Origin of the sequence: Pseudomonas sp. NPDC087612 (genome assembly GCF_044743505.1) — a bacterium.
Classification (GTDB): Bacteria; Pseudomonadota; Gammaproteobacteria; order Pseudomonadales; family Pseudomonadaceae; genus Aquipseudomonas.
The window spans coordinates 202,385-222,270 of sequence record NZ_JBIUWO010000007.1 but is presented as its reverse complement, the minus strand read 5'-3'; the positions used below and the strand labels follow the sequence as shown (position 1 = coordinate 222,270).

The following is a 19,886-nucleotide window of genomic DNA, read 5'->3' as shown; positions in this document are numbered from 1 at the left end:
CCCGCTCCTACAGAGGTTCTGTGGGAGCGGGCTTGCCCCGCGAGGACGATTTCACTGGCGACCCAAGGCATCGCGCAGGCGCGGGGTCAATTCGTCGAACAGCGTCTGCACTGAACGCAAGGCGCGGCAATCGGGGCGGGTCAGCAGCCAGACTTCGGTGTCGCAGCCGGGCAGGGCAGCGCTCAGCGATTCGACGCCGGGCAGGGTATGGGCCATGTAGTCTGGCAGGGCCGCCACGCCCAGACCGGCGGTTACCAGCTGGGCAATCGCCGAGATGCTGCTGCAACGGTAGCGCGGCATGACCCCGGGCAGGTGTTCGCTGCGCCAGACCACGGTGGGGTGGTCCTGCATGGTGTCGTCCGGGGCTATCCACGGCAGCGCCGCCGGCGCGTCCTTGAGCTTGTCGCGAAACTCTTCGCGGCCGCACACCACATAGGACGCCGATCCCAGGCAGCGCCCGACCAGGTGCTCCGGCGGGGTGTTGGTCAGGCGCAGGGCCAGGTCGGCATCGCGCCGGCTGAGGTTGGCAAAGGTGTTGGAGGTCGCCAGCTCCAGCGACAGCGCCGGATACGCCGGCATGAACTCGGCCAGCGCTGGCAGCAACAGGCTGTGCAGCACGGCGTCGGTGCAGGTCAGGCGCACCGTGCCGCTGACTACCTGCTCACCGAGTTCCAGCGCCACCCGCGCGGCATCCAGTGCCTGCTCGGCGCGTTCGGCCTGCTCGGCCAGGGCCTGGGCGGTACCGGTGGGGATGTAGCCTTTGCGGCTTTTGACGAACAACGCGGTACCCAGGGCGGCTTCCATGCGGCGGATCGAACGAAAAACAGTCGATACATCGACCTTCAGCAGCTCGGCGGCCTTGGCCAGGGAACGGCCGCGGACCAGTGCAAGCACCAGGGAAAGGTCGGCGTGGCTGATCTGATATTGCATGGATGCACTCTTTACTTGCCTAAATGCCAATGTCTGTTGCGTGGGGGCCATTCTATAGTGAGGCGGCAGTCGTGAATCAAGTCGCGACGTTGTCAGAAAAATCTGGAACGTCCGTGCGAACCCACGGCGTTCAGCTGTTCCCCACGATGGGACCACTTAAAAAGAACAAATGAAACCATCGCCGCTCTCGATAGCGCAGTAGTACCTCCTCCATGTCGTTCGATAAAAAATCAAAGGATGCCTAGCCATGACGTCGGTCTCCCCGTGCGCCATCCCTCTCGATGAGATGGGCGAATTTCTCCAGGCCCACCCTGAGGTGCAATTTGTCGATCTGCTGATTGCAGACATGAACGGCGTGGTGCGTGGCAAGCGCATCGAGCGTGCAAGCCTGGTTAAAGTCTACGAAAAAGGCATCAACCTGCCGGCTTCGCTGTTTGCCCTGGACATCAACGGCTCGACCGTCGAAAGCACCGGCCTGGGCCTGGACATCGGCGACGCCGACCGCATCTGCTTCCCGATCCCCGGTACCTTGGCCTACGAGCCGTGGCAGAAGCGTCCGACCGCGCAATTGCTGATGACCATGCACGAACTGGACGGTACGCCATTCTTCGCCGACCCGCGGGAAGTGCTGCGCAGCGTGGTGGAGAAGTTCGATGCGCTGGGCCTGGATATTTGCGCGGCGTTTGAGCTTGAGTTCTACCTGATCGACCAGGACAACCTCAACGGCCGCCCGCAACCGCCGCGTTCGCCGATCTCCGGCAAGCGCCCGCAGTCGACCCAGGTGTACCTGATCGACGATCTCGACGAATACGTCGATTGCCTGCAGGACATGCTTGAAGCCGCCAAGGAGCAGGGCATCCCGGCGGATGCGATCGTCAAGGAAAGCGCCCCGGCGCAGTTCGAGGTCAACCTGCACCACGTTGCCGACCCGATGAAGGCCTGCGACTACGCGGTGTTGCTCAAGCGCCTGATCAAGAACATCGCCTACGACCATGAAATGGACTCCACTTTCATGGCCAAGCCCTATCCGGGCCAGGCCGGTAACGGCCTGCACGTGCACATCTCGTTGCTGGACAAAAAAACCGGCAAGAACATCTTCACCAGCGAAGACCCCGAGCAAAGCGAAACCCTGCGCCACGCCATTGGTGGCGTGCTCGAGACCATGCCGGCGTCAATGGCCTTCCTCTGCCCGAACATCAACTCCTACCGGCGTTTCGGTGCCCAGTTCTACGTGCCCAACGCGCCGAGCTGGGGGCTGGACAACCGCACCGTAGCGGTCCGCGTGCCGACCGGCAGCAGCGATGCCGTGCGTATCGAGCACCGGGTTGCCGGCGCCGATGCCAACCCGTACCTGATGATGGCGGCCATTCTCGCCGGCATCCACCACGGCCTGACCAACCAGATCGAGCCGGGAGCGCCTATCGAGGGCAACTCCTACGAGCAGTTGGAGCAGAGCCTGCCGAACAACCTGCGCGATGCGCTGCGTGAGCTCGATGACAGTGAAGTGCTGAACAAGTACATCAGCCCCGACTACATCGATATTTTTGTCGCCTGCAAGGAAAGCGAGATGGCCGAGTTCGAGGTGTCGATTTCCGACCTCGAATACAACTGGTACCTGCACACGGTGTGACGCCGGAGAAAACAACAATGACAACAGCACCACGCCAACACTGGGAACAGCTTTTCCAGGGCCTGAACATCGAAGGCCGCGCCTTCATCGACGGCCAGTACTGCGCCAGTGTGTCCGCCGAGACTTTCGAGTGTTCAAGCCCGGTCGACGGCCGCCAGCTGGCGCAGATCGCCAGCTGTGACAGCGCCGATGCCGAACGCGCCGTCGCTGCGGCCCGGCGCAGTTTCGACAGTGGCGTCTGGGCCAACCAGGCGCCGGCCCAGCGCAAGCGGGTGCTGATTGCTTTTGCAGATTTGCTTCTGGCCAATGCCGAAGAACTGGCATTGCTCGAGACCCTGGACATGGGCAAGCCGATTGCCGATGCCCTGAGCATCGACATTCCGGCGGCGGCCAATGCCATCCGCTGGAACGCTGAAGCCATCGACAAGATTTACGACGAAGTTGCTGCGACCCCGTCCGACCAGCTGGGTTTGGTCACCCGCTCGCCGGTCGGCGTGGTCGCGGCCATTGTTCCGTGGAACTTTCCACTGATGATGGCCTGCTGGAAACTCGGCCCGGCCCTGGCCACCGGTAACTCGGTGATCCTCAAGCCGTCCGAAAAATCGCCGCTGACCGCCATTCGTATCGCCCAACTGGCGATCGAAGCCGGTTTGCCGGCCGGTGTCCTCAACGTGCTGCCAGGTTACGGCCACACCGTCGGCAAGGCCCTGGCCCTGCACATGGACGTCGATACCCTGGTGTTCACCGGCTCCACCCGCATCGCCAAGCAGCTGATGGTCTACGCCGGCGAGTCGAACATGAAGCGCGTCTGGCTCGAAGCCGGTGGCAAGAGCCCGAACATCGTCTTCGCCGACGCCCCGGACCTGCAGGCCGCCGCCGAAGCTGCGGCCAGCGCTATCGCCTTCAACCAGGGCGAAGTGTGCATTGCCGGTTCGCGCCTGTTGGTTGAACGCTCGATCAAGGACCAGTTCCTGCCGATGGTGGTCGAGGCCCTCAAGGCCTGGAAGCCCGGCCATGCGCTGGACCCGGACACCCGCGTCGGCGCCCTGGTCGACACCACCCAACTGGACACCGTGCTCGGTTACATCGAAGCCGGCAAGGCTGACGGTGCCACCCTGGTCACCGGTGGCGAGCGGGTGCTGGAAGACACCTGCGGTGTTTACGTGCAGCCAGCGATCTTCGATGGCGTGACCAATGCCATGCGTATCGCCCGCGAAGAAATCTTCGGCCCGGTGCTGTCGGTGATCACCTTCGATAGCGCCGAACAAGCCATCGACATTGCCAACGACTCGCCCTTCGGCCTGGCGGCGGCGGTGTGGACCAGCAACATTTCCCGTGCCCACAACACCGCTCGCGCCCTGCGTGCTGGCAGTGTCTGGGTCAACCAGTACGACGGCGGCGACATGACCGCACCGTTTGGCGGCTTCAAGCAGTCGGGTAATGGCCGGGACAAATCGTTGCACGCTTTCGACAAATACACCGAACTCAAGGCGACCTGGATCAAGCTGTAAGGGAGGGTGAACCCATGCAAACTACCGCAGCAATGCCGCCTTTGATTGGCGTTTCCGCTTGCCGCCAGCAACTGGGCAAGAACTCGTCGCACACCGTGGGCGACAAATATGTCGAGGCCGCAGGCTTTGCCGGGATCCCCCTGATCCTCCCGGCCAGGGCCGAGCCCAGCGACCCGCGCCGCGTACTGGAGCGGCTCGATGGCATTCTTTTTACCGGTTCGCCTTCAAATGTCGAGCCGCATCATTACAATGGCGCCCCCAGCGTGGAAGGGACCCAGCACGACGTGTTTCGCGATCGACTGACCCTGCCGCTGCTGCAGGCGGCGATTGCCGACGGCGTGCCGGTGTTCTGCATCTGCCGTGGTTTCCAGGAACTCAACGTGGCCCTCGGTGGCACCCTGCACCAGCGGGTGCAGGAACTGCCGGGTTACCTGGATCATCGTGAGCCGCAGGACGCCCCGCTGGAAGAACAGTACAGCCCCCGTCACCTGGTCACTGTCCAGCCCGGCGGGTTGTTCGAACGCCTGGGGATGGAGCACAGCTTCATGGTCAATTCGCTGCACAGCCAGGGTATCGATCGCCTGGCTGGCGGCTTGCGCGCCGAGGCATTGGCCCCCGACGGGCTGATCGAAGCGGTGTCGATGCAAGACGCCCCGGGCTTTGTGGTCGGCGTGCAATGGCACCCCGAGTACCGTTTTGCCGACAACCCGGTCTCGCTGCGCCTGTTCCAGGCATTTCGTGAGGCATGCCTGACCCGTGCCATGGGCGAGCGGATCCGGGAGAAGATCCTATGAGGTCAGCCGGTTGATCCGGGCTTGAAGTACCACGCAACAGGTTTCAATGAGTGAAAGCGGACACCCCGCGGGGCGTCCTGAAAAACAATACCAATATTGGCGGCAACTACTCATGAGTGAACACAAAGCAGGCCTGTCCCCAGGTGAGGGCGGGCGATCCAAGGGGCTGGCCAAGGGCCGGCTCGGACTGCTGGCCAGCATCGTGCTGGGCATTTCCACCATCGCTCCGGTCTACACCCTGACTGGTGCGTTGGGCCCGACCGTGCGTGAAGTCGGGGCTCATCTGCCGGCGGTATTCATCGTTGGCTTCCTGCCGATGCTGCTGGTGGCCCTGGGTTACCGCGAACTGAATGCGGCCGAGCCGGACAGCGGTACTTCCTTTACCTGGTCGGCACGGGCGTTCGGCCCGATGATCGGCTGGATTGGCGGCTGGGGGCTGGTTACCGCAACCACCATCGTGCTGTCCAACCTGGCCGGGGTGGCCGTCGACTTCTTCTATCTATTCCTTGGGCAGATCACCGGCAGCCACGAGGTGGCTGCGCTCAGCGACAACCTGTTGGTCAATGTCGTCACCTGTTGCGTGTTCATCGCCATGGCGGTGTGGATCTGCTGTCGCGGCATCGCCACGACCATGACCGTGCAGTACGGCCTGGTGGCCTTGCAGCTGGTGGTGCTGGTGGGCTTTGCCATGGCTGCGTTTGGCGAGTCGTCGGCGACGCCACCGCTGGCGTTCGACCTGGACTGGTTCAACCCCTTCGGCGTTGAGTCGTTCTCGGCCTTTACCGCCGGCCTGTCGCTGTCGATTTTCATTTTCTGGGGCTGGGACGTGTGCCTGAGCATCAGTGAAGAATCGGTCGGCAGCGGTGATACCCCTGGCCGTGCGGCGACCCTGACGGTGCTGCTGATTCTTGGCCTGTACCTGGTCACAGCAATCGCTACCCTGCAATTCGCCGGTATCGGTGACATTGGCTTGGGCCTGAACAACCCGCGCATCCAGGAAAACGTCTTCGCTCACCTGGCCGGCCCGGTCATGGGGCCGCTGGCTATCCTGATGTCGATCGCGGTGCTGGCCAGCACTGCCGCCTCGCTGCAGTCCACTTTCGTATCGCCGGCGCGCACGTTGCTGGCCATGGGTTACTACGGCGCTGTGCCCGAGCGTTTCGCCAGCATCTGCCCGCGCTCGAAAACCCCGCGCTACGCCACCATCTGCGCCGGAATGGCGGCAGGTGTGTTCTACGTGACCATGCGTACCTTGAGCGAAAACGTCCTGGCAGACACCATCACCGCCCTGGGCATGATGATCTGCTTCTACTATTCGCTGACTGCCTATGCTTGCGTCTGGTACTTCCGCCACAGCCTGTTCGACAGCGTGCGGCATTTCCTGATGCGCGGCCTGTGCCCGCTGCTTGGCGGTGGCATCCTTTCGGTGATTTTCCTGCAGACAGCCATCGACAGCGCTTCGCCGTCGTTCGGCAGCGGTTCTCATGTGGGCGGGTTGGGCCTGGTGTTCGTGATCGCAATGATCATCACCGTACTCGGCCTGGTGCTGATGATGCTGTCGCGTCTGCGTGCGCCGGCGTTCTTCCTGGGCATGACCCTGCATCGTCACGCCACGGTCTCCAGCCGCCGCTAAGCGGCTGGAGCGGCAGGTTGCTCAGGCAAGCAATTGCTTGAGCAGCTGGCCATGACGCTGCTGCTGGTTGGCTTGCAGCAGGCGATTGGCGCGGAACACCGCCTTGAGGTCTTCCAGTGCCGTGGCGAAGTCATCGTTGATGATGACAAAGTCATACTCGTCGTAGTGACTCATCTCGCTCACTGCTTCACGCATCCGTCCTTCGATGATCTCGTCGCTGTCCTGGCCGCGGTTGGTCAGGCGCTGGCGCAGGGCTTCCTGGGTCGGCGGCAGGATGAAGATCGAGCGCGCCTCGGGCATCAGCGTGCGCACCTGCTGGGCGCCTTGCCAGTCGATCTCGAGGATCAGGTCCTGGCCCTGGTCGAGCGCCTGTTGCAGCGCGCTGCGCGAAGTCCCGTAGAAGTTACCGAAGACTTCGGCCTGTTCGAGGAAGTCGCCTTGCTCGATCATCAGCTTGAACTCGGTGTGTTCGACGAAGTGATAGTTCACGCCGTGCACTTCGCCCGGGCGCATGGCCCGGGTGGTGTGCGAGACCGACACCTGGATGCTGTTGTCAGCATCGATCAGGGCTTTGACCAGGCTGGTCTTGCCGGCGCCGGAGGGGGCCGAAACGATGTAAAGGGTGCCGCTGCTGTGATTCATGGTCGGGGTGGCCTTACTCAATGTTCTGTACTTGTTCACGCATCTGCTCGATCAGTACCTTGAGGTTGACCGCGGACTGGGTGCTGCGTGGGTCGAAGGCTTTGGAGCCCAGGGTATTGGCTTCGCGGTTGAGCTCCTGCATCAGGAAGTCCAGGCGCCGGCCGGCGGCACCGCCGGACTTGAGCACGCGGCGCACTTCGGTGACGTGGGTGCTCAAGCGGTCGAGCTCTTCGGCGACGTCGCTCTTTTGCGCGAGCATGACCATCTCTTGCTCCAGGCGCTGCGGGTCGAGCTCGGCCTGCATGTCGCTGAAGCGGTCGAGGATCTTCTGCCGTTGCGCCGCGAGCATCTGCGGCACCAGGGCGCGCAAGGTGGTGACCTCGCTGGCCATGTTGTCCAGGCGCTCGTTGATCAGTCGCGCGAGTTCTGCGCCTTCGCGGTTGCGGCCGTTCTTCAGCTCGTTCAGGGCCTCTTCGAACAGGGCCATGGCCTCGCTGTTGAGCGCCTGCGGGTCGGCGGCATCGGCCACCAGCACGCCGGGCCAGGCCAGAACCTCGAGCGGGTTGAGCGGCGCCGGCTGCTTGATCAGGCTGGCGACTGTCTCGGCGGCGGCAACCAGTTGCGCGGCGCGCTCGCGATCAACCTGCAGGGCCTTGCCGTTGTTCTCTTCGTTGAAGCGCAGGGTGCATTCGACCTTGCCGCGCGACAGGCCCTGGCGCAGGCTTTCGCGCACGGCGCCCTCGAGGTCGCGGAAGGCTTCTGGCAGGCGCAGGTGCGGCTCCAGGTAACGATGATTGACTGAGCGCAGTTCCCAGATCAGGGTGCCCTGGCTACCGGCGCGCTCGACTCGAGCAAAAGCGGTCATGCTGTGCACCATGGGAAGTACCTCGCGCAAAAGATGAAGGAAAGCCAAGCGGCTGAAGGCGCAGGATTGTAGCGCAGTGCGGCGCTGGCTCCCAATCAACTGATGTTACAAACCCTCACGCGGTTCCCGGAAAAACCCGACCTGCGGCCCTGGGCCGTCTGTTTCGGGGCCTGCGACAATAGGCGTGTCCTCATCGCCCGGCGCGCTCTATAATGCTGGGCAGATTCAAGTCCAGTACAGGTATCCCAAATGAAACGTCCAAGTGGTCGCGCTGCCGATCAGCTCCGCTCGATCCGCATCACCCGCAACTACACCAAACACGCCGAGGGGTCAGTACTGGTCGAGTTCGGTGACACCAAAGTCATCTGTACCGTCAGTGTCGAGAACGGTGTCCCGCGCTTCCTCAAAGGCCAGGGCCAGGGCTGGCTGACGGCCGAATACGGCATGCTGCCGCGTTCTACCGGCGAGCGTAACCAGCGCGAAGCCAGCCGTGGCAAGCAAGGCGGTCGCACCCTCGAAATCCAGCGCCTGATTGGCCGCTCCCTGCGCGCTGCGCTGGACATGAGCAAGCTGGGCGACATCACCCTGTACGTCGACTGCGACGTGATTCAGGCCGACGGCGGCACCCGCACCGCTTCGATCACCGGCGCCATGGTTGCCCTGGTTGATGCCCTGCGCGTGGTCAAGAAGCGCGGCGGCCTGAAGGGCGGTGACCCGCTCAAGCACATGATCGCAGCCGTCTCGGTAGGCATGTACCAGGGTGAGCCGGTGCTCGACCTGGACTACCTCGAAGACTCGGCCGCCGAGACCGACCTGAACGTGGTGATGACCAGCGCAGGCGGCTTCATCGAAGTACAAGGCACTGCCGAAGGCGCGCCATTCCAGCCGCAAGAGCTCAACGCCATGTTGGCACTGGCGCAAAAAGGCATGGTTGACCTGTTCGAACTGCAGCAGGCCTCGCTGGCTGACTGATACACCCAAGCCCAGGAGCAGAGCATGACCGAGCAGCCCTTGCAGTTGCCCACTCCCAACGCCGAAGTCCGGCAATGGGCGATGTTCTGTCACCTGGCTGCTTTGCTCGGCCTGGTCTTCCCCTTCGGTAGCCTGTTGGGGCCGCTGGTGATGTGGATCTGGAAAAAGGACGTCGACCCGTTCGTCGATGCCCAGGGCAAGGAGGCGCTGAACTTCCAGATCACCGTATTCATCGCCGGAATCATCTGTGGGCTGCTGATGTTCGTCCTGATCGGCATTGTGCTGTTTGGCATGCTGATGATCGCCGTGCTGATCCTGACCATCATTGCCGGGGTCAAGGCCAACGAAGGTCAGCCCTATCGCTACCCGCTGACCTGGCGGCCGATCAAATAATGATCTGATAAAAGCTGAAGCCACAAAAAAACCGACATGAAGTCGGTTTTTTTGTGGCTGCACGACTTAGATGGTCAGCGTCCAGTCGTAATCCACGATCAGCGGCGCGTGCTGGGAGAAGCGCGGCTGGCGTGGCAGGCGTGCGCTGCGCACGAAGCGGCGCAGGCCCGGGGTCAGCAGTTGGTAGTCGAAGCGCCAGCCCAGGTTGAGCATCTCGGCCTGCTCGTTGTCTGGCCACCAGCTGTACTGGTCGCCTTCACGGCTGACTTCGCGCAGGGCATCGACATAGCCCATGTTGCCGACAATCTCGTCCATCCAGGCGCGCTCTGGCGCCAGGAAGCCCGGAGACTGCTGGCCATCGCGCCAGTTCTTGACGTCGAGCTTCTGCTGCGCCACGTACAACGAGCCGCAATAGATGTACTCGCGACGCTTGCGCCGCTGCTTGTCCAGGTACTTGGCGAAGTCGTCCATCAACTTGAACTTCTGGTTCAAGTCTTCATCGCCGTTCATTCCCGAAGGTAGCAACAGGGTTGCAATACTTACCTTGTCGAAATCGGCCTGCAGGTAACGTCCGTAGCGGTCGGCTGTCTCGAAGCCCAGGCCGCTGATGACTGCCTTGGGCTGCAACCGCGAATAAAGTGCCACGCCGCCTTGGGCGGGAACTTCTGCGTCGCAGGCATAAAGGAAGTAGCCATCGAGCTGGAAAGCTGGGTCGTCGAGTTCAAAGGCCGAGGCGCGGGTATCCTGAAGGCAGATGACGTCAGCATTCTGGGCTTGTAGCCAGCTGAGCAAACCACGCTCAACGGCAGCCTGAATGCCATTAACGTTCACACTGATGATCCGCATAAATGGCCCCAAAAATCTCGTGCGTGTATGATACCCGAGCTGTACTCAATTAGCTAAATCCGTGGTATCCGGGACTCTTCATGCAGCCGTATCAGCGCGACTTCATTCGTTTTGCCATCGACCGCGGGGTTCTGCGCTTCGGTGAGTTCACCCTCAAGTCCGGGCGCACCAGCCCGTACTTCTTCAACGCCGGCCTGTTCAACAGCGGTTCGGCCCTGGCTCAGCTCGGGCGTTTCTATGCTGCGGCAATCGTCGACAGCAAGATCCCGTTCGACGTGCTGTTCGGCCCGGCCTACAAGGGTATCCCCCTGGCGGCAGCCACTGCCGTGGCCCTGGCCGAGCACCATGACCTCGACCTGCCGTGGTGCTTCAACCGCAAAGAGGCCAAGGCCCACGGTGAAGGCGGCAGCCTGGTCGGCGCACCGCTGACCGGCGATGTGCTGATCATCGACGACGTGATCACTGCCGGTACCGCCATCCGCGAAGTCATGCAGATCATCCAGGCCCAGCAAGCCAAGGCTGCTGGCGTGTTGATCGCGCTGAACCGCCAGGAGCGCGGCAACGGCGAGCTGTCGGCGATCCAGGAAGTGGAGCGCGACTTCGGCATTCCGGTGGTGAGCATCGTCTCGCTGACCCAGGTGCTGGAGTTCCTCGCCGACGACCCGGCGCTCAAGCAGCACTTGCCGGCCGTCGAGGCCTACCGGGCCCAGTACGGTATCTGAGGCAAAAAAAAGGCGACCCGAGGGTCGCCTTTTTTGTGCCTTAGCGCGGCTTGTGGTTGGTAATCAGGGTGCCTACGCCGCTGTCGGTGAAGATCTCCAGCAGTACCGCGTTCGGCACCCGGCCATCGATGATGTGCGAGCTGTTGACCCCGCCTTGCACCGCTTCAAGGGCGCAGCGGATCTTCGGCAGCATGCCGCCGTAAATGGTGCCGTCGGCGATCAGTTCGTTGACCTGCTCGGTGGTCAGGCCGGTGAGCACGGTGCCTTGCTTGTCCATCAGGCCGGCGATGTTGGTCAGCAGCATCAGCTTTTCAGCTTTCAGTGCTTCGGCAACCTTACCGGCCACCAGGTCGGCGTTGATGTTGTACGACTCGCCGTTGGCGCCCACGCCGATCGGCGCGATCACCGGAATGAAGTCACCTTTGACCAGCATGTTGAGCAGGTCGGTGTTCACTCCGACCACTTCGCCCACATGACCGATGTCGATGATTTCCGGAGTGGTCATCTCTGGCGTCTGGCGGCTGACGGTGAGCTTCTTCGCGCGAATCAGCTCGGCATCCTTGCCGGTCAGGCCGATGGCGCTGCCGCCATGACGGTTGATCAGGTTGACGATGTCCTTGTTGACCTGGCCGCCGAGGACCATCTCCACCACGTCCATGGTTTGCGCGTCGGTAACGCGCATGCCGTCGATGAAGTGGCTTTCGATCGACAGGCGCTTGAGCAGGTCACCGATCTGCGGGCCGCCACCGTGCACGACCACCGGGTTGATGCCGACCGCTTTCATCAGTACCACGTCGCGGGCAAAACCGGTTTTGAGCTCTTCGCTCTCCATCGCGTTGCCGCCGTATTTGATCACCAGGGTCTTGCCGACAAAGCGGCGGATATAAGGCAGCGCTTCGGACAAAACCTGGGCGACATGGGTGGCGGCATCGCGATCGAGGGTCATGCAGGGCTCCAGTTGGAACAGATAGTCGGTCAGAACTCGGGTTGCAGGTCAGGGGCAACGCGCTTTAGCTGGGCGCGGAATACCTCTTGGATACGCTGCAGTTCGGCGTCAGTGTCGGCCTCGAAGCGCAATACCAGCACCGGCGTGGTGTTGGAGGCGCGAACCAGGCCCCAGCCTTGTGGGTAGTCGACCCGCACACCATCGATGGTGGTCAGGTTGGCGTCGTTGCCCCAGTCGGCGTTGCGTTGCAGTGCATCAATGATGCTGAATTTACCCTCGTCGGTCACATCAATGTTGATTTCCGGCGTGGAAATATCGTTCGGGAACGCCGCGAACAGCTGTTCGGCATCGGTTTTGGCCTTGCTGAGGATCTCCAGCAGGCGCGCGGCACTGTAAATACCATCGTCAAAACCGTACCAGCGTTCCTTGATGAAAATATGGCCGCTCATTTCACCGGCGAGCAGGGCGCCGGTCTGTTTCATCTTCTTCTTGATCAACGAGTGACCGGTTTTCCACATTAGCGCGCGGCCGCCGTACTGCTCGATCAGCGGGGTCAGGCGGCGGGTGCATTTGACGTCGAAGATGATCTCGGCGCCCGGATTGCGCTCCAGCACGTCCTGGGCGAACAGCATCAGCAGGCGGTCGGGGTAGACGATGTTGCCGGTGTTGGTGACCACGCCGACGCGGTCGCCATCGCCATCGAAGGCCAGGCCCAGGTCGGCGCCGGTTTCCTTGACCTTGGCGATCAGGTCGACCAGGTTCTCAGGCTTGCCCGGGTCCGGGTGGTGGTTGGGGAAGTTGCCATCGACCTCGCAGAACAGCGGGATCATTTCGCAGCCCAGGGCTTCGATCAGCTGCGGGGCAATCACGCCAGCCGCACCGTTGCCGCAGTCCACCACCACCTTGAGCTTCTTCGCCAGCTTGATATCGCCGGTGATCTGTTTGAAATAGCGCTCGAGGATTTCGACTTTCTCGACGCTGCCTTCGCCGCGGCTCAGGTCGTTGGTTTGCAGGCGGATCAACAGCGCCTGGATCTGCTCGTTGGCCAGGGTGTCGCCGGCGATGACGATCTTGAAGCCGTTGTAGTTCGGCGGGTTGTGGCTGCCGGTGAGCATCACTCCGGACTTGCCGGCCAGTACGTTGGCGGCGTAGTAGAGGGCTGGGGTCGGCACCAGGCCGACGTCACTGACCTTGCAGCCGGCTTCGACCAGGCCCTTGATCAGTTGCTCGACCAGCATTGGCCCCGACAGGCGCCCGTCGCGGCCGACCGAGATGTTCGGCTCACCCTGGGCCAGCGTCTGGGCGCCGATGGCGCGGCCGATCCAATAAGCGGTTTCGGCGGTCAGGGTGTCACCGACCACGCCACGGATATCGTAGGCGCGGAAGATGCTCGCGGGAAGGTTCGGGGTCACTCGTTCCATGCTGGTCACCTGGGAAACTCCAATCTAAAAGGGTTGCTGAGAGCGTCAGCGGCAGCCACTGCGCGAGTCAATATGTCCGCCTTTGACGGCATTTTCGCGACAGAGTTCGCCGGTAAAGTCTGTTCTGTCTACATTCAGCTGATGTTTACGGCCCCATTCTGGGAGCGTCTGGCGGTTAACCAAAAGCCGCCGAACAGGCCGGACAACGCTAGAAAGGCGGCGAGCAGCAGCCAGGGGTTGAACCTGTATGCCGAGGCGTTCTCGATCAAGGGGCCGGGCTGAAACCCCAAGGCCCAGGTGGCGTTGGCAGTGCCCAACTGGTGCAATGCCGGCGCCTGGCTGTGGCCGTGGTTGAAAAGCTCGACGGGCGGGTCGTTGAACACCAATTGTGTCAGTCGCATCTGACCAATCGTACCCGCATCGCGCTGCAGTGGGTCAGTGAAGCGTGAGAGCGCGAATGTGAGCACCAGAATGGCCTGTACGGGGGCGTCAGCAGAGTCACGCAGTGCGGTGACGCTGAAAACCCGTTGCTGTCCAGCCTCAGGATAGGCTTCAAGGGCAGGTGGAACGCCGCGCTCGGCGCGCCGGATCATGTCGAGCACGGGCTCGCTCATGGGTGGGCTCGAGGCGGCCTGTCCAGGTTTGAGCAACTGTGCCGCCACCAGGCCGTCGAGGTGGGCGAATGCGCCAAGCAGCTTTTTTGGGTCAGGTGATTGAACCAATGCCAGTACCGCCGGGCTTCTCGCCAGGGCGTTCACTTCGCTGCTGACGGCAATGATCGAGGCGTCCAGGCGCGATACGAGTGCACCGGCCTGGGCGTAAGCCAGGTTGTTGCGGTGCTCACGCTGGCCAGGCAGTACTGCGGTGAACCAAGTCAGTAGTACGCCCGCAAGCAGGCCAGCCAGGGCTATCAATAGCCCCGGCAGCACCTGCTGGAAGCGCCTCAATGGCTACCGGAATGACCGAAGCCGCCAGCGCCACGCTGGCTTTCGTCGAAGGTTTCGACGATATCGAAGTGCGCCTGTACCACGGGTACCAGCACCAGCTGCGCAATGCGCTCGCCGATGGCGATGGTGAATGGGGTCTGGCCGCGGTTCCAGCACGAGACCATCAGCTCGCCCTGGTAGTCGGAGTCGATCAGGCCGACCAGGTTGCCGAGGACGATGCCATGTTTATGGCCAAGGCCCGAGCGCGGCAGGATCAGCGCCGCCAGGCCCGGATCGCCGATGTACACCGACAGGCCGGTAGGGATCAGCAGGGTCTGGCCTGGCTCGAGGACGGTGTCTTGCTTGAGCATGGCGCGCAGGTCAAGGCCGGCCGAACCCGGGGTGGCGTACTGCGGCAGCGGGAACTCGCTGCCGATGCGTGGATCGAGAATCTTGGCTTGTAGAGCGTGCATGCGAAATTAAACCTGGTTGAGACGTTCGGCAATGAAGGCTACCAGCTGGCGGGCGATCTTGCCCTTGCTGGTCTGCGCGAAAACTGTTGCGTGAAGTTGACGGTCGATGACGCTGCAGGCGTTCTCCTCGCTGTTGAAGCCGATGCTGGGGTTGGCCACATCGTTGGCGACAATCAGGTCGAGGTTCTTGTCCTTGAGCTTGCGCGCGGCGTAATCGAGCAAGTGTTCGGTCTCGGCGGCAAAGCCGACGCTGAACGGGCGGTCAGGACGGGTGGAGATGCTGGCAAGAATGTCCGGGTTGCGGACCATCTGCAGCAGCAGGCCGTCACCTGTCGTAGGGTCTTTCTTGAGTTTTTGCGGGGCTACCACTTCTGGGCGGTAGTCTGCGACTGCTGCCGAGGCGATGAACACATCGCAGGGGATGGCGGCTTCACAGGCGGCAAGCATGTCGCGGGCGCTGACCACGTCGATGCGGGTGACGCGGTCGGGTGTCGGCAGATTCACCGGGCCGGTCACCAGGGTCACCTTGGCGCCAGCTTCCACGGCGGCTTCAGCCAGGGCAAAGCCCATTTTCCCCGAGCTGTGGTTGGTGATGTAGCGCACCGGGTCGATGTTTTCCTGGGTCGGGCCGGCAGTGATCAACACGTGCTTGCCGGTCAGCGACTCGCGCTTGAAAGTCTCGGCGGCGCACCAGGCCAGGTCGGTGGCTTCGAGCATGCGGCCCAGGCCGACGTCGCCACAGGCCTGGCTGCCGGAGGCGGGGCCGAACACCTGGATATCACGGCTTTGCAGCAACTCCAGATTGGCCTGGGTGGCCGGGTCGCGCCACATTGCCTGGTTCATCGCCGGGGCCACGGCCACGGTGGCATCGGTGGCCAGCACCAGGGTGGTCAGCAGGTCATCGGCGACACCCTGGGCCAGGCGCGCGAGCAAGTCGGCGGTGGCTGGGGCAATCAGTACCAGGTCGGCCCACTTGGCCAGCTCGATATGGCCCATCGCCGCTTCGGCAGCAGGGTCCAATAGGTCCATGTGCACCGGGTGGCCGGACAGGGCCTGCATGGTCAGCGGGGTGATGAATTCGGCCCCGCCACGGGTCATGACGACGCGCACTTGGGCGCCGTGTTCCAGGAGTCGGCGAACCAGCTCGGCACTCTTGTAGGCGGCAATGCCGCCGCCGACGCCGAGAACGATGCGCTTCCGATACAGCCGCTGCATAGGCTTGCCTTTTGCTCAGTGATTGCACGCGGCGACGACGCCTCCCCAGGCCGGTTCGTCGCGTAAAAATGAGCGGCTAATGTAGCACAGGGCTCAAACCGGGAGCAGTAACCGAAAGACAGAGGGAATTGTCATGAGTATCAGGGATTGGCCTGCGGCGGAGCGCCCGCGGGAAAAACTGCTGGAGTCGGGGGCGGGTAACCTGTCGGATGCCGAGCTGCTGGCGATTTTTTTGCGCACCGGGGTGCGTGGGCGTAGCGCGGTCGACCTGGCCAGGCATCTGCTCGGGCGCTTCGGCAGCCTGCGCGGGCTGCTGGAGGCAGACAGCCGCAGCTTCAATGGCGAGCTCGGCCTGGGCCCGGCAAAGTTCGCCCAGTTGCAGGCCGTGCTGGAAATGTCCCGGCGCCACCTGGCCGAGGGCCTGCGGCGCGATTCAGCCCTGCAGAGCCCGCAGGCGGTCAAGGACTACCTCAAGGCGCGCCTGCGCCACGAGCCGCATGAGGTCTTCGGTTGCCTGTTTCTCGACAGCAAGCACCGGGTGCTGGCCTTCGAGGCGCTGTTCCAGGGCTCGATCAACAGCGCCAGCGTCTATCCGCGGCAGGTGATCAAGCGCGCCCTGGCCCATAACGCCGCGGCGTTGATCCTCTGCCACAACCATCCTTCAGGCGTGAGCGAGCCCAGCGATGCCGACCTGGTCCTGACCCGGCGCCTGACCAAGGCGCTGGACATGATCGAAGTGCGCGTGCTCGACCACTTCGTCATCGGCGACGGCGAGCCACTGTCGATGGCCGAGCACGGCTGGCTCTAGCGCGAGGTGCTGACCCCGGCGAAGTCCTGGCGACCGAACGGGCTGACCTGGTAACCCTGGACATCCTTGCGCGCCAGTACGGCGGCGGTCGGGTGGGCCAGGGGCAGCCACAAGGCCTGCTGCTGAATCAGCGTCTGCGCCTGTTGGTACAGACGGCTGCGCACGCTCTGGTCATTGGTGGTCTTGCCGGCGCTGATCAACTGGTCGAGGCGCTGATCGCAGTAACGGGCGAAGTTGGTCCCGGACTTGACCGCCGCGCAGGAAAACTGCGGGCTGAGGAAGTTGTCCGGATCGCCGTTGTCACCGGCCCAGCCCATGAACAGCAGGTCGTGCTCGCCAGCCTTGGCCCGGCGGATCAGCTCGCCCCATTCGATCACGCGGATTTCAGCCTTGATGCCGATCTTGCCCAGGTCGGCCTGCAGCAATTGTGCGCCGAGGCTGGGGTTGGGGTTGAGCAGGCTGCCTTGCGGGCGGGTCCAGATGGTGGTGCTGAAGCCGTCCTTGAGGCCGGCCTTGGCCAGCAGGGCGCGGGCCTTGTCGAGGTTGGCCGGATAGCCTGGCAGGTCCTTGGCGTAGCTCCAGGTGTTGGGCGGATACGGGCCATTGGCGGCGACGGCGGTGCCTTCGAACACGGCCTTGAGGTAGCTGGCCTTGTCGAAGGCGAGGTTGATGGCCTGGCGTACTTCCGGCTTGTCCAGCGGTGCGTGCTGGCTATTGAGGGCGACGAAAGCGGTCATGAAGGCTTCGGTCTTTTCCACCTTGAGGGTCGGATCCTCGCTGGCCGCGGCGATATCCAGCGGTTTCGGCGACAGGGCGATCTGGCATTCATTGCGCTTGAGTTTTTGCAGGCGCACGTTGGCATCGGGGGTGATGGCGAAGATCAGCGGGTCGACACCCGGCTTGCCGGCAAAGTAGTCCGGGTTGGCGCGGTAGCGGATCACCGCGTCCTTCTGGAAACGATTGAACACAAACGGCCCGGTGCCGATCGGCTGGCTGTTGAGCTTCTCCGGGGTGCCGGCCTTGAGCAACTGGTCGGCGTACTCGGCAGAGTAGATCGAGGCAAAGCCCATGCTCAGGGTGGCCAGGAACGTGGCGTCGGGATGGTCGAGGGTAAAGCGCACGGTCAGCGGGTCGACGGCCTCGATCTGCTTGATCAGGCTGGGTAGCTGCAGCGACTGGGCGTGCGGATAGCCGCTCTGGGCGATCTTGTGCCAGGAATGGGCGGGGTAGAGCATGCGCTGAAAACTGAACAGCACGTCGTCGGCATCCAGCGTGCGCCCGGGCTTGAAGTAGCCAGTGCTATGGAACTTTACCCCCGGGCGTAACTTGAACTCATAGATCAGGCCGTCTGGCGAAACCGTCCAGCTTTCGGCCAGGCTCGGCACCACCTGACCCTGGCGCGCATCGAACTCGACCAGGCGGTTCATCAGTACGTCGGCCGAGGCATTGGTGGTGGTCAGCGAGTTGTACTGGACCACGTCGAAGCCTTCGGGGCTGGCTTCGGTGCACACACTCAGCGCAGCCGCCTGGGCGAAAGCCGGGCCGAGCAAGGTGGCGAACAACAGGGGTAGAGCGGCAGCACGCATGGGGATTCCTTGGCTGATCGATGGCCCATCTGCCAGTGCAGTCTGGAAAAGTCCTACCCTAGTGTGCCGTGAGACAAATGACCATATCCTTTTTTGCCGATCGAGCGACGGGCGGTCGACAGCCGGCCGGGCCAGTGGTTATGCTGGTCCGGCGTGTCGAACAGCAAGTCAAAGCACATCTTCTGTTGTTGTGCTCTGGTCTTTCTGGTATAAAGCAGCGCTCTTTTCTAGGGGCTCGGCTTGTCGCATCTGCTGACCGAGTCGATAAGACCCTGAAGAAACACGGCGCCTGGCGCCAAAGACTGAGAGATTAAGCGGCCAACCCATGCCGGGTTGGGCATGTGGTTTTAGAGGGCTGAGGCATGTCGAGAGTCTGTCAAGTTACCGGTAAGGGTCCGGTAACCGGGAATAACATTTCCCACGCAAACAACAAAACCCGTCGTCGTTTCCTGCCGAACCTGCAGCATCATCGCTTCTGGGTCGAGTCCGAGAAGCGTTTCGTGCGTCTGCGCGTATCTGCCAAAGGCATGCGTATCATCGACAAGCGCGGCATTGATGCCGTTCTGGTCGACATTCGCCGTAACGGCGCTAAGGTCTAAGGGAGAGAATCATGCGTGAATTGATCCGTCTGGTGTCGACCGCTAATACCGGCCACTTCTACACCACCGACAAGAACAAGCGCACCACTCCGGACAAAATCGAAATCAAAAAATTCGATCCGGTTGTTCGCAAGCACGTGATCTACAAGGAAGCCAAGATCAAGTAATTGATCCGGCTGACGAAAAAAGGGCCCGTATCTCTGGATACGGGCCCTTTTTTTATGCTGCTTTTTCTGCACCTGGGCCTAAACCCGGCCGTCGATCAGTTGAAGGCGAACGCTTTAATCCTGCCGTCCGCATCTCCCTCGATCTGAATCCGCTCTGGATCATACTCGCGAGTCGAGCTTTCATCGATGCCGACGACGCGGTCACGACCGGTCAGCTCGCTGACGTAGGCTTTGACGCTGGTCACATAGCGGCTACCGATAAGGTGATCGATCTGTTGCAGGGCTTCTTCATTGGTCATGACGTTGCTTCCTTCGTGATTGAATGCCCGGTTGGGCAACGCCATGCTCTGTTGGGCAAGCCCTGCTCGAGCGGTAGTTATCTATTTTTGCTCGAACATCACATAGATCTTGCGGCACGGCTCCAGCACTTCCCAGGTGCCCTTGAAGCCCGCCGGGATCACGAAGCGGTCGCCCGCGCGCAGGGTTTTTGCCCCGCCTGCCTCGTCGCGAAGCACCGAGACGCCTTGAACGATCTCGCAATACTCGTGTTCGGTGTAATTGACGGTCCATTGACCGACTTCGCCTTCCCAGACGCCGGCGGCGAATTGTCCGCAAGGGCTGGCATAGTGGTTATAGACGGCTTGATCCGGTTCACCCTTGAGTATCTTTTCCGCGGCAGGACGGTAGCGTTCAGCCTCGGTCAGCACTTGGGCGAAGTCGATGATCTGGTCAATGCGCATGATTGGGTCCCCTTTTTGTTGTTTAATAAAATGAACATCAGTAGGTGTTTGGTGTGATTATGTCAAA

The 19,886-nt window shown here is 62.3% G+C and carries 21 protein-coding genes and 1 pseudogene; 10 read left to right on the top strand and 12 right to left on the bottom strand.

The window, feature by feature from the left end; translation table 11 throughout:
- Window positions 1–51: 51 nt before the first annotated feature.
- Window positions 52–930 carry a LysR family transcriptional regulator gene (locus ACIOVF_RS16555; RefSeq protein ID WP_045199572.1) on the bottom strand — a complete coding sequence of 293 codons (879 nt, stop codon included), beginning with the start codon at window positions 928–930 and terminating at the stop codon, window positions 52–54.
- Between the two features lie 247 nt (window positions 931–1,177).
- Between ACIOVF_RS16555 and ACIOVF_RS16550 the strand changes: the two genes are divergently transcribed.
- From ACIOVF_RS16550 to ACIOVF_RS16535, 4 genes are all read left to right on the top strand, one after another.
- Entirely contained in the window at window positions 1,178–2,560 is a 1,383-nt protein-coding gene (locus tag ACIOVF_RS16550) for a glutamine synthetase family protein (RefSeq protein ID WP_045199574.1), read from the top strand.
- A 17-nt stretch (window positions 2,561–2,577) separates the two neighbouring features.
- Window positions 2,578–4,071, top strand: coding sequence for an aldehyde dehydrogenase (locus tag ACIOVF_RS16545; protein WP_401290835.1), 1,494 nt, complete (start codon window positions 2,578–2,580; stop codon window positions 4,069–4,071).
- Between the two features lie 14 nt (window positions 4,072–4,085).
- Window positions 4,086–4,865, top strand: coding sequence for a gamma-glutamyl-gamma-aminobutyrate hydrolase family protein (locus ACIOVF_RS16540; protein ID WP_045199578.1), 780 nt, complete (start codon window positions 4,086–4,088; stop codon window positions 4,863–4,865).
- 112 nt (window positions 4,866–4,977) lie between these two features.
- Window positions 4,978–6,498: an APC family permease gene (locus ACIOVF_RS16535; RefSeq protein ID WP_045199579.1), complete on the top strand. Its 1,521-nt coding sequence runs from the start codon at window positions 4,978–4,980 to the stop codon at window positions 6,496–6,498.
- Window positions 6,499–6,519: 21 nt separating this feature from the next.
- Here the strand turns inward: ACIOVF_RS16535 and gmk are convergent, their stop codons facing one another.
- Window positions 6,520–7,140 carry a guanylate kinase gene (gmk, locus tag ACIOVF_RS16530; protein ID WP_045199581.1) on the bottom strand — a complete coding sequence of 207 codons (621 nt, stop codon included), beginning with the start codon at window positions 7,138–7,140 and terminating at the stop codon, window positions 6,520–6,522.
- 13 nt (window positions 7,141–7,153) lie between these two features.
- The gene (locus ACIOVF_RS16525; RefSeq protein WP_045199583.1) at window positions 7,154–8,017 is read right to left on the bottom strand and encodes a YicC/YloC family endoribonuclease; all 864 of its coding nucleotides are present in this window, start codon (window positions 8,015–8,017) and stop codon (window positions 7,154–7,156) included.
- A gap of 237 nt (window positions 8,018–8,254) precedes the next feature.
- Between ACIOVF_RS16525 and rph the strand changes: the two genes are divergently transcribed.
- Both rph and ACIOVF_RS16515 read left to right on the top strand, forming a co-directional pair.
- The gene (rph, locus tag ACIOVF_RS16520; RefSeq protein WP_045199585.1) at window positions 8,255–8,977 is read left to right on the top strand and encodes a ribonuclease PH; all 723 of its coding nucleotides are present in this window, start codon (window positions 8,255–8,257) and stop codon (window positions 8,975–8,977) included.
- A gap of 24 nt (window positions 8,978–9,001) precedes the next feature.
- Window positions 9,002–9,370, top strand: coding sequence for a DUF4870 domain-containing protein (locus tag ACIOVF_RS16515; protein WP_045199587.1), 369 nt, complete (start codon window positions 9,002–9,004; stop codon window positions 9,368–9,370).
- A gap of 66 nt (window positions 9,371–9,436) precedes the next feature.
- Here the strand turns inward: ACIOVF_RS16515 and ACIOVF_RS16510 are convergent, their stop codons facing one another.
- A complete protein-coding gene (locus tag ACIOVF_RS16510; protein WP_010225880.1) occupies window positions 9,437–10,216 on the bottom strand; it encodes an exodeoxyribonuclease III in 780 nt (259 codons plus the stop codon).
- Window positions 10,217–10,296: 80 nt separating this feature from the next.
- Between ACIOVF_RS16510 and pyrE the strand changes: the two genes are divergently transcribed.
- Window positions 10,297–10,938 (top strand): orotate phosphoribosyltransferase, encoded by a 642-nt coding sequence (gene pyrE, locus ACIOVF_RS16505; RefSeq protein WP_045199589.1) that lies wholly within the window; start codon window positions 10,297–10,299, stop codon window positions 10,936–10,938.
- A 40-nt stretch (window positions 10,939–10,978) separates the two neighbouring features.
- Here pyrE and argB read toward each other — a convergent pair whose 3' ends face one another.
- From argB to coaBC, 5 genes and pseudogenes are all read right to left on the bottom strand, one after another.
- The gene (gene argB / locus ACIOVF_RS16500; protein WP_045199591.1) at window positions 10,979–11,884 is read right to left on the bottom strand and encodes an acetylglutamate kinase; all 906 of its coding nucleotides are present in this window, start codon (window positions 11,882–11,884) and stop codon (window positions 10,979–10,981) included.
- Between the two features lie 29 nt (window positions 11,885–11,913).
- Window positions 11,914–13,290, bottom strand: a pseudogene (locus tag ACIOVF_RS16495) (phosphomannomutase/phosphoglucomutase); the annotation flags it as partial.
- A gap of 149 nt (window positions 13,291–13,439) precedes the next feature.
- Complete coding sequence (locus ACIOVF_RS16490) at window positions 13,440–14,252, bottom strand: hypothetical protein (RefSeq protein WP_401290827.1); 813 nt, start codon at window positions 14,250–14,252, stop codon at window positions 13,440–13,442.
- The gene (gene dut, locus ACIOVF_RS16485; protein ID WP_010225872.1) at window positions 14,249–14,704 is read right to left on the bottom strand and encodes a dUTP diphosphatase; all 456 of its coding nucleotides are present in this window, start codon (window positions 14,702–14,704) and stop codon (window positions 14,249–14,251) included. The genes ACIOVF_RS16490 and dut overlap by 4 nt, the downstream gene beginning before the upstream one ends.
- 6 nt (window positions 14,705–14,710) lie before the next feature.
- Window positions 14,711–15,919: a bifunctional phosphopantothenoylcysteine decarboxylase/phosphopantothenate--cysteine ligase CoaBC gene (gene coaBC / locus ACIOVF_RS16480; RefSeq protein ID WP_010225871.1), complete on the bottom strand. Its 1,209-nt coding sequence runs from the start codon at window positions 15,917–15,919 to the stop codon at window positions 14,711–14,713.
- A 133-nt stretch (window positions 15,920–16,052) separates the two neighbouring features.
- On the opposite strand from coaBC, the gene radC reads away from it, so the two are divergent.
- Window positions 16,053–16,727 carry a DNA repair protein RadC gene (gene radC, locus ACIOVF_RS16475; protein ID WP_010225870.1) on the top strand — a complete coding sequence of 225 codons (675 nt, stop codon included), beginning with the start codon at window positions 16,053–16,055 and terminating at the stop codon, window positions 16,725–16,727.
- Here the strand turns inward: radC and ACIOVF_RS16470 are convergent.
- Entirely contained in the window at window positions 16,724–18,313 is a 1,590-nt protein-coding gene (locus ACIOVF_RS16470) for an ABC transporter substrate-binding protein (RefSeq protein WP_401290822.1), read from the bottom strand. The genes radC and ACIOVF_RS16470 overlap by 4 nt on opposite strands.
- A 362-nt stretch (window positions 18,314–18,675) precedes the next feature.
- On the opposite strand from ACIOVF_RS16470, the gene rpmB reads away from it, so the two are divergent.
- Entirely contained in the window at window positions 18,676–18,912 is a 237-nt protein-coding gene (gene rpmB / locus ACIOVF_RS16465; protein WP_010225868.1) for a 50S ribosomal protein L28, read from the top strand.
- A gap of 11 nt (window positions 18,913–18,923) precedes the next feature.
- Window positions 18,924–19,079, top strand: a complete 156-nt coding sequence (gene rpmG / locus ACIOVF_RS16460; protein WP_010225867.1) for a 50S ribosomal protein L33 — start codon at window positions 18,924–18,926, stop codon at window positions 19,077–19,079.
- Window positions 19,080–19,174: 95 nt separating this feature from the next.
- Here rpmG and ACIOVF_RS16455 read toward each other — a convergent pair whose 3' ends face one another.
- A complete protein-coding gene (locus ACIOVF_RS16455; protein ID WP_045199601.1) occupies window positions 19,175–19,378 on the bottom strand; it encodes a hypothetical protein in 204 nt (67 codons plus the stop codon).
- A gap of 81 nt (window positions 19,379–19,459) precedes the next feature.
- Window positions 19,460–19,819 (bottom strand): cupin domain-containing protein, encoded by a 360-nt coding sequence (locus ACIOVF_RS16450; protein WP_045199603.1) that lies wholly within the window; start codon window positions 19,817–19,819, stop codon window positions 19,460–19,462.
- Between the last annotated feature and the right edge of the window lie 67 nt (window positions 19,820–19,886).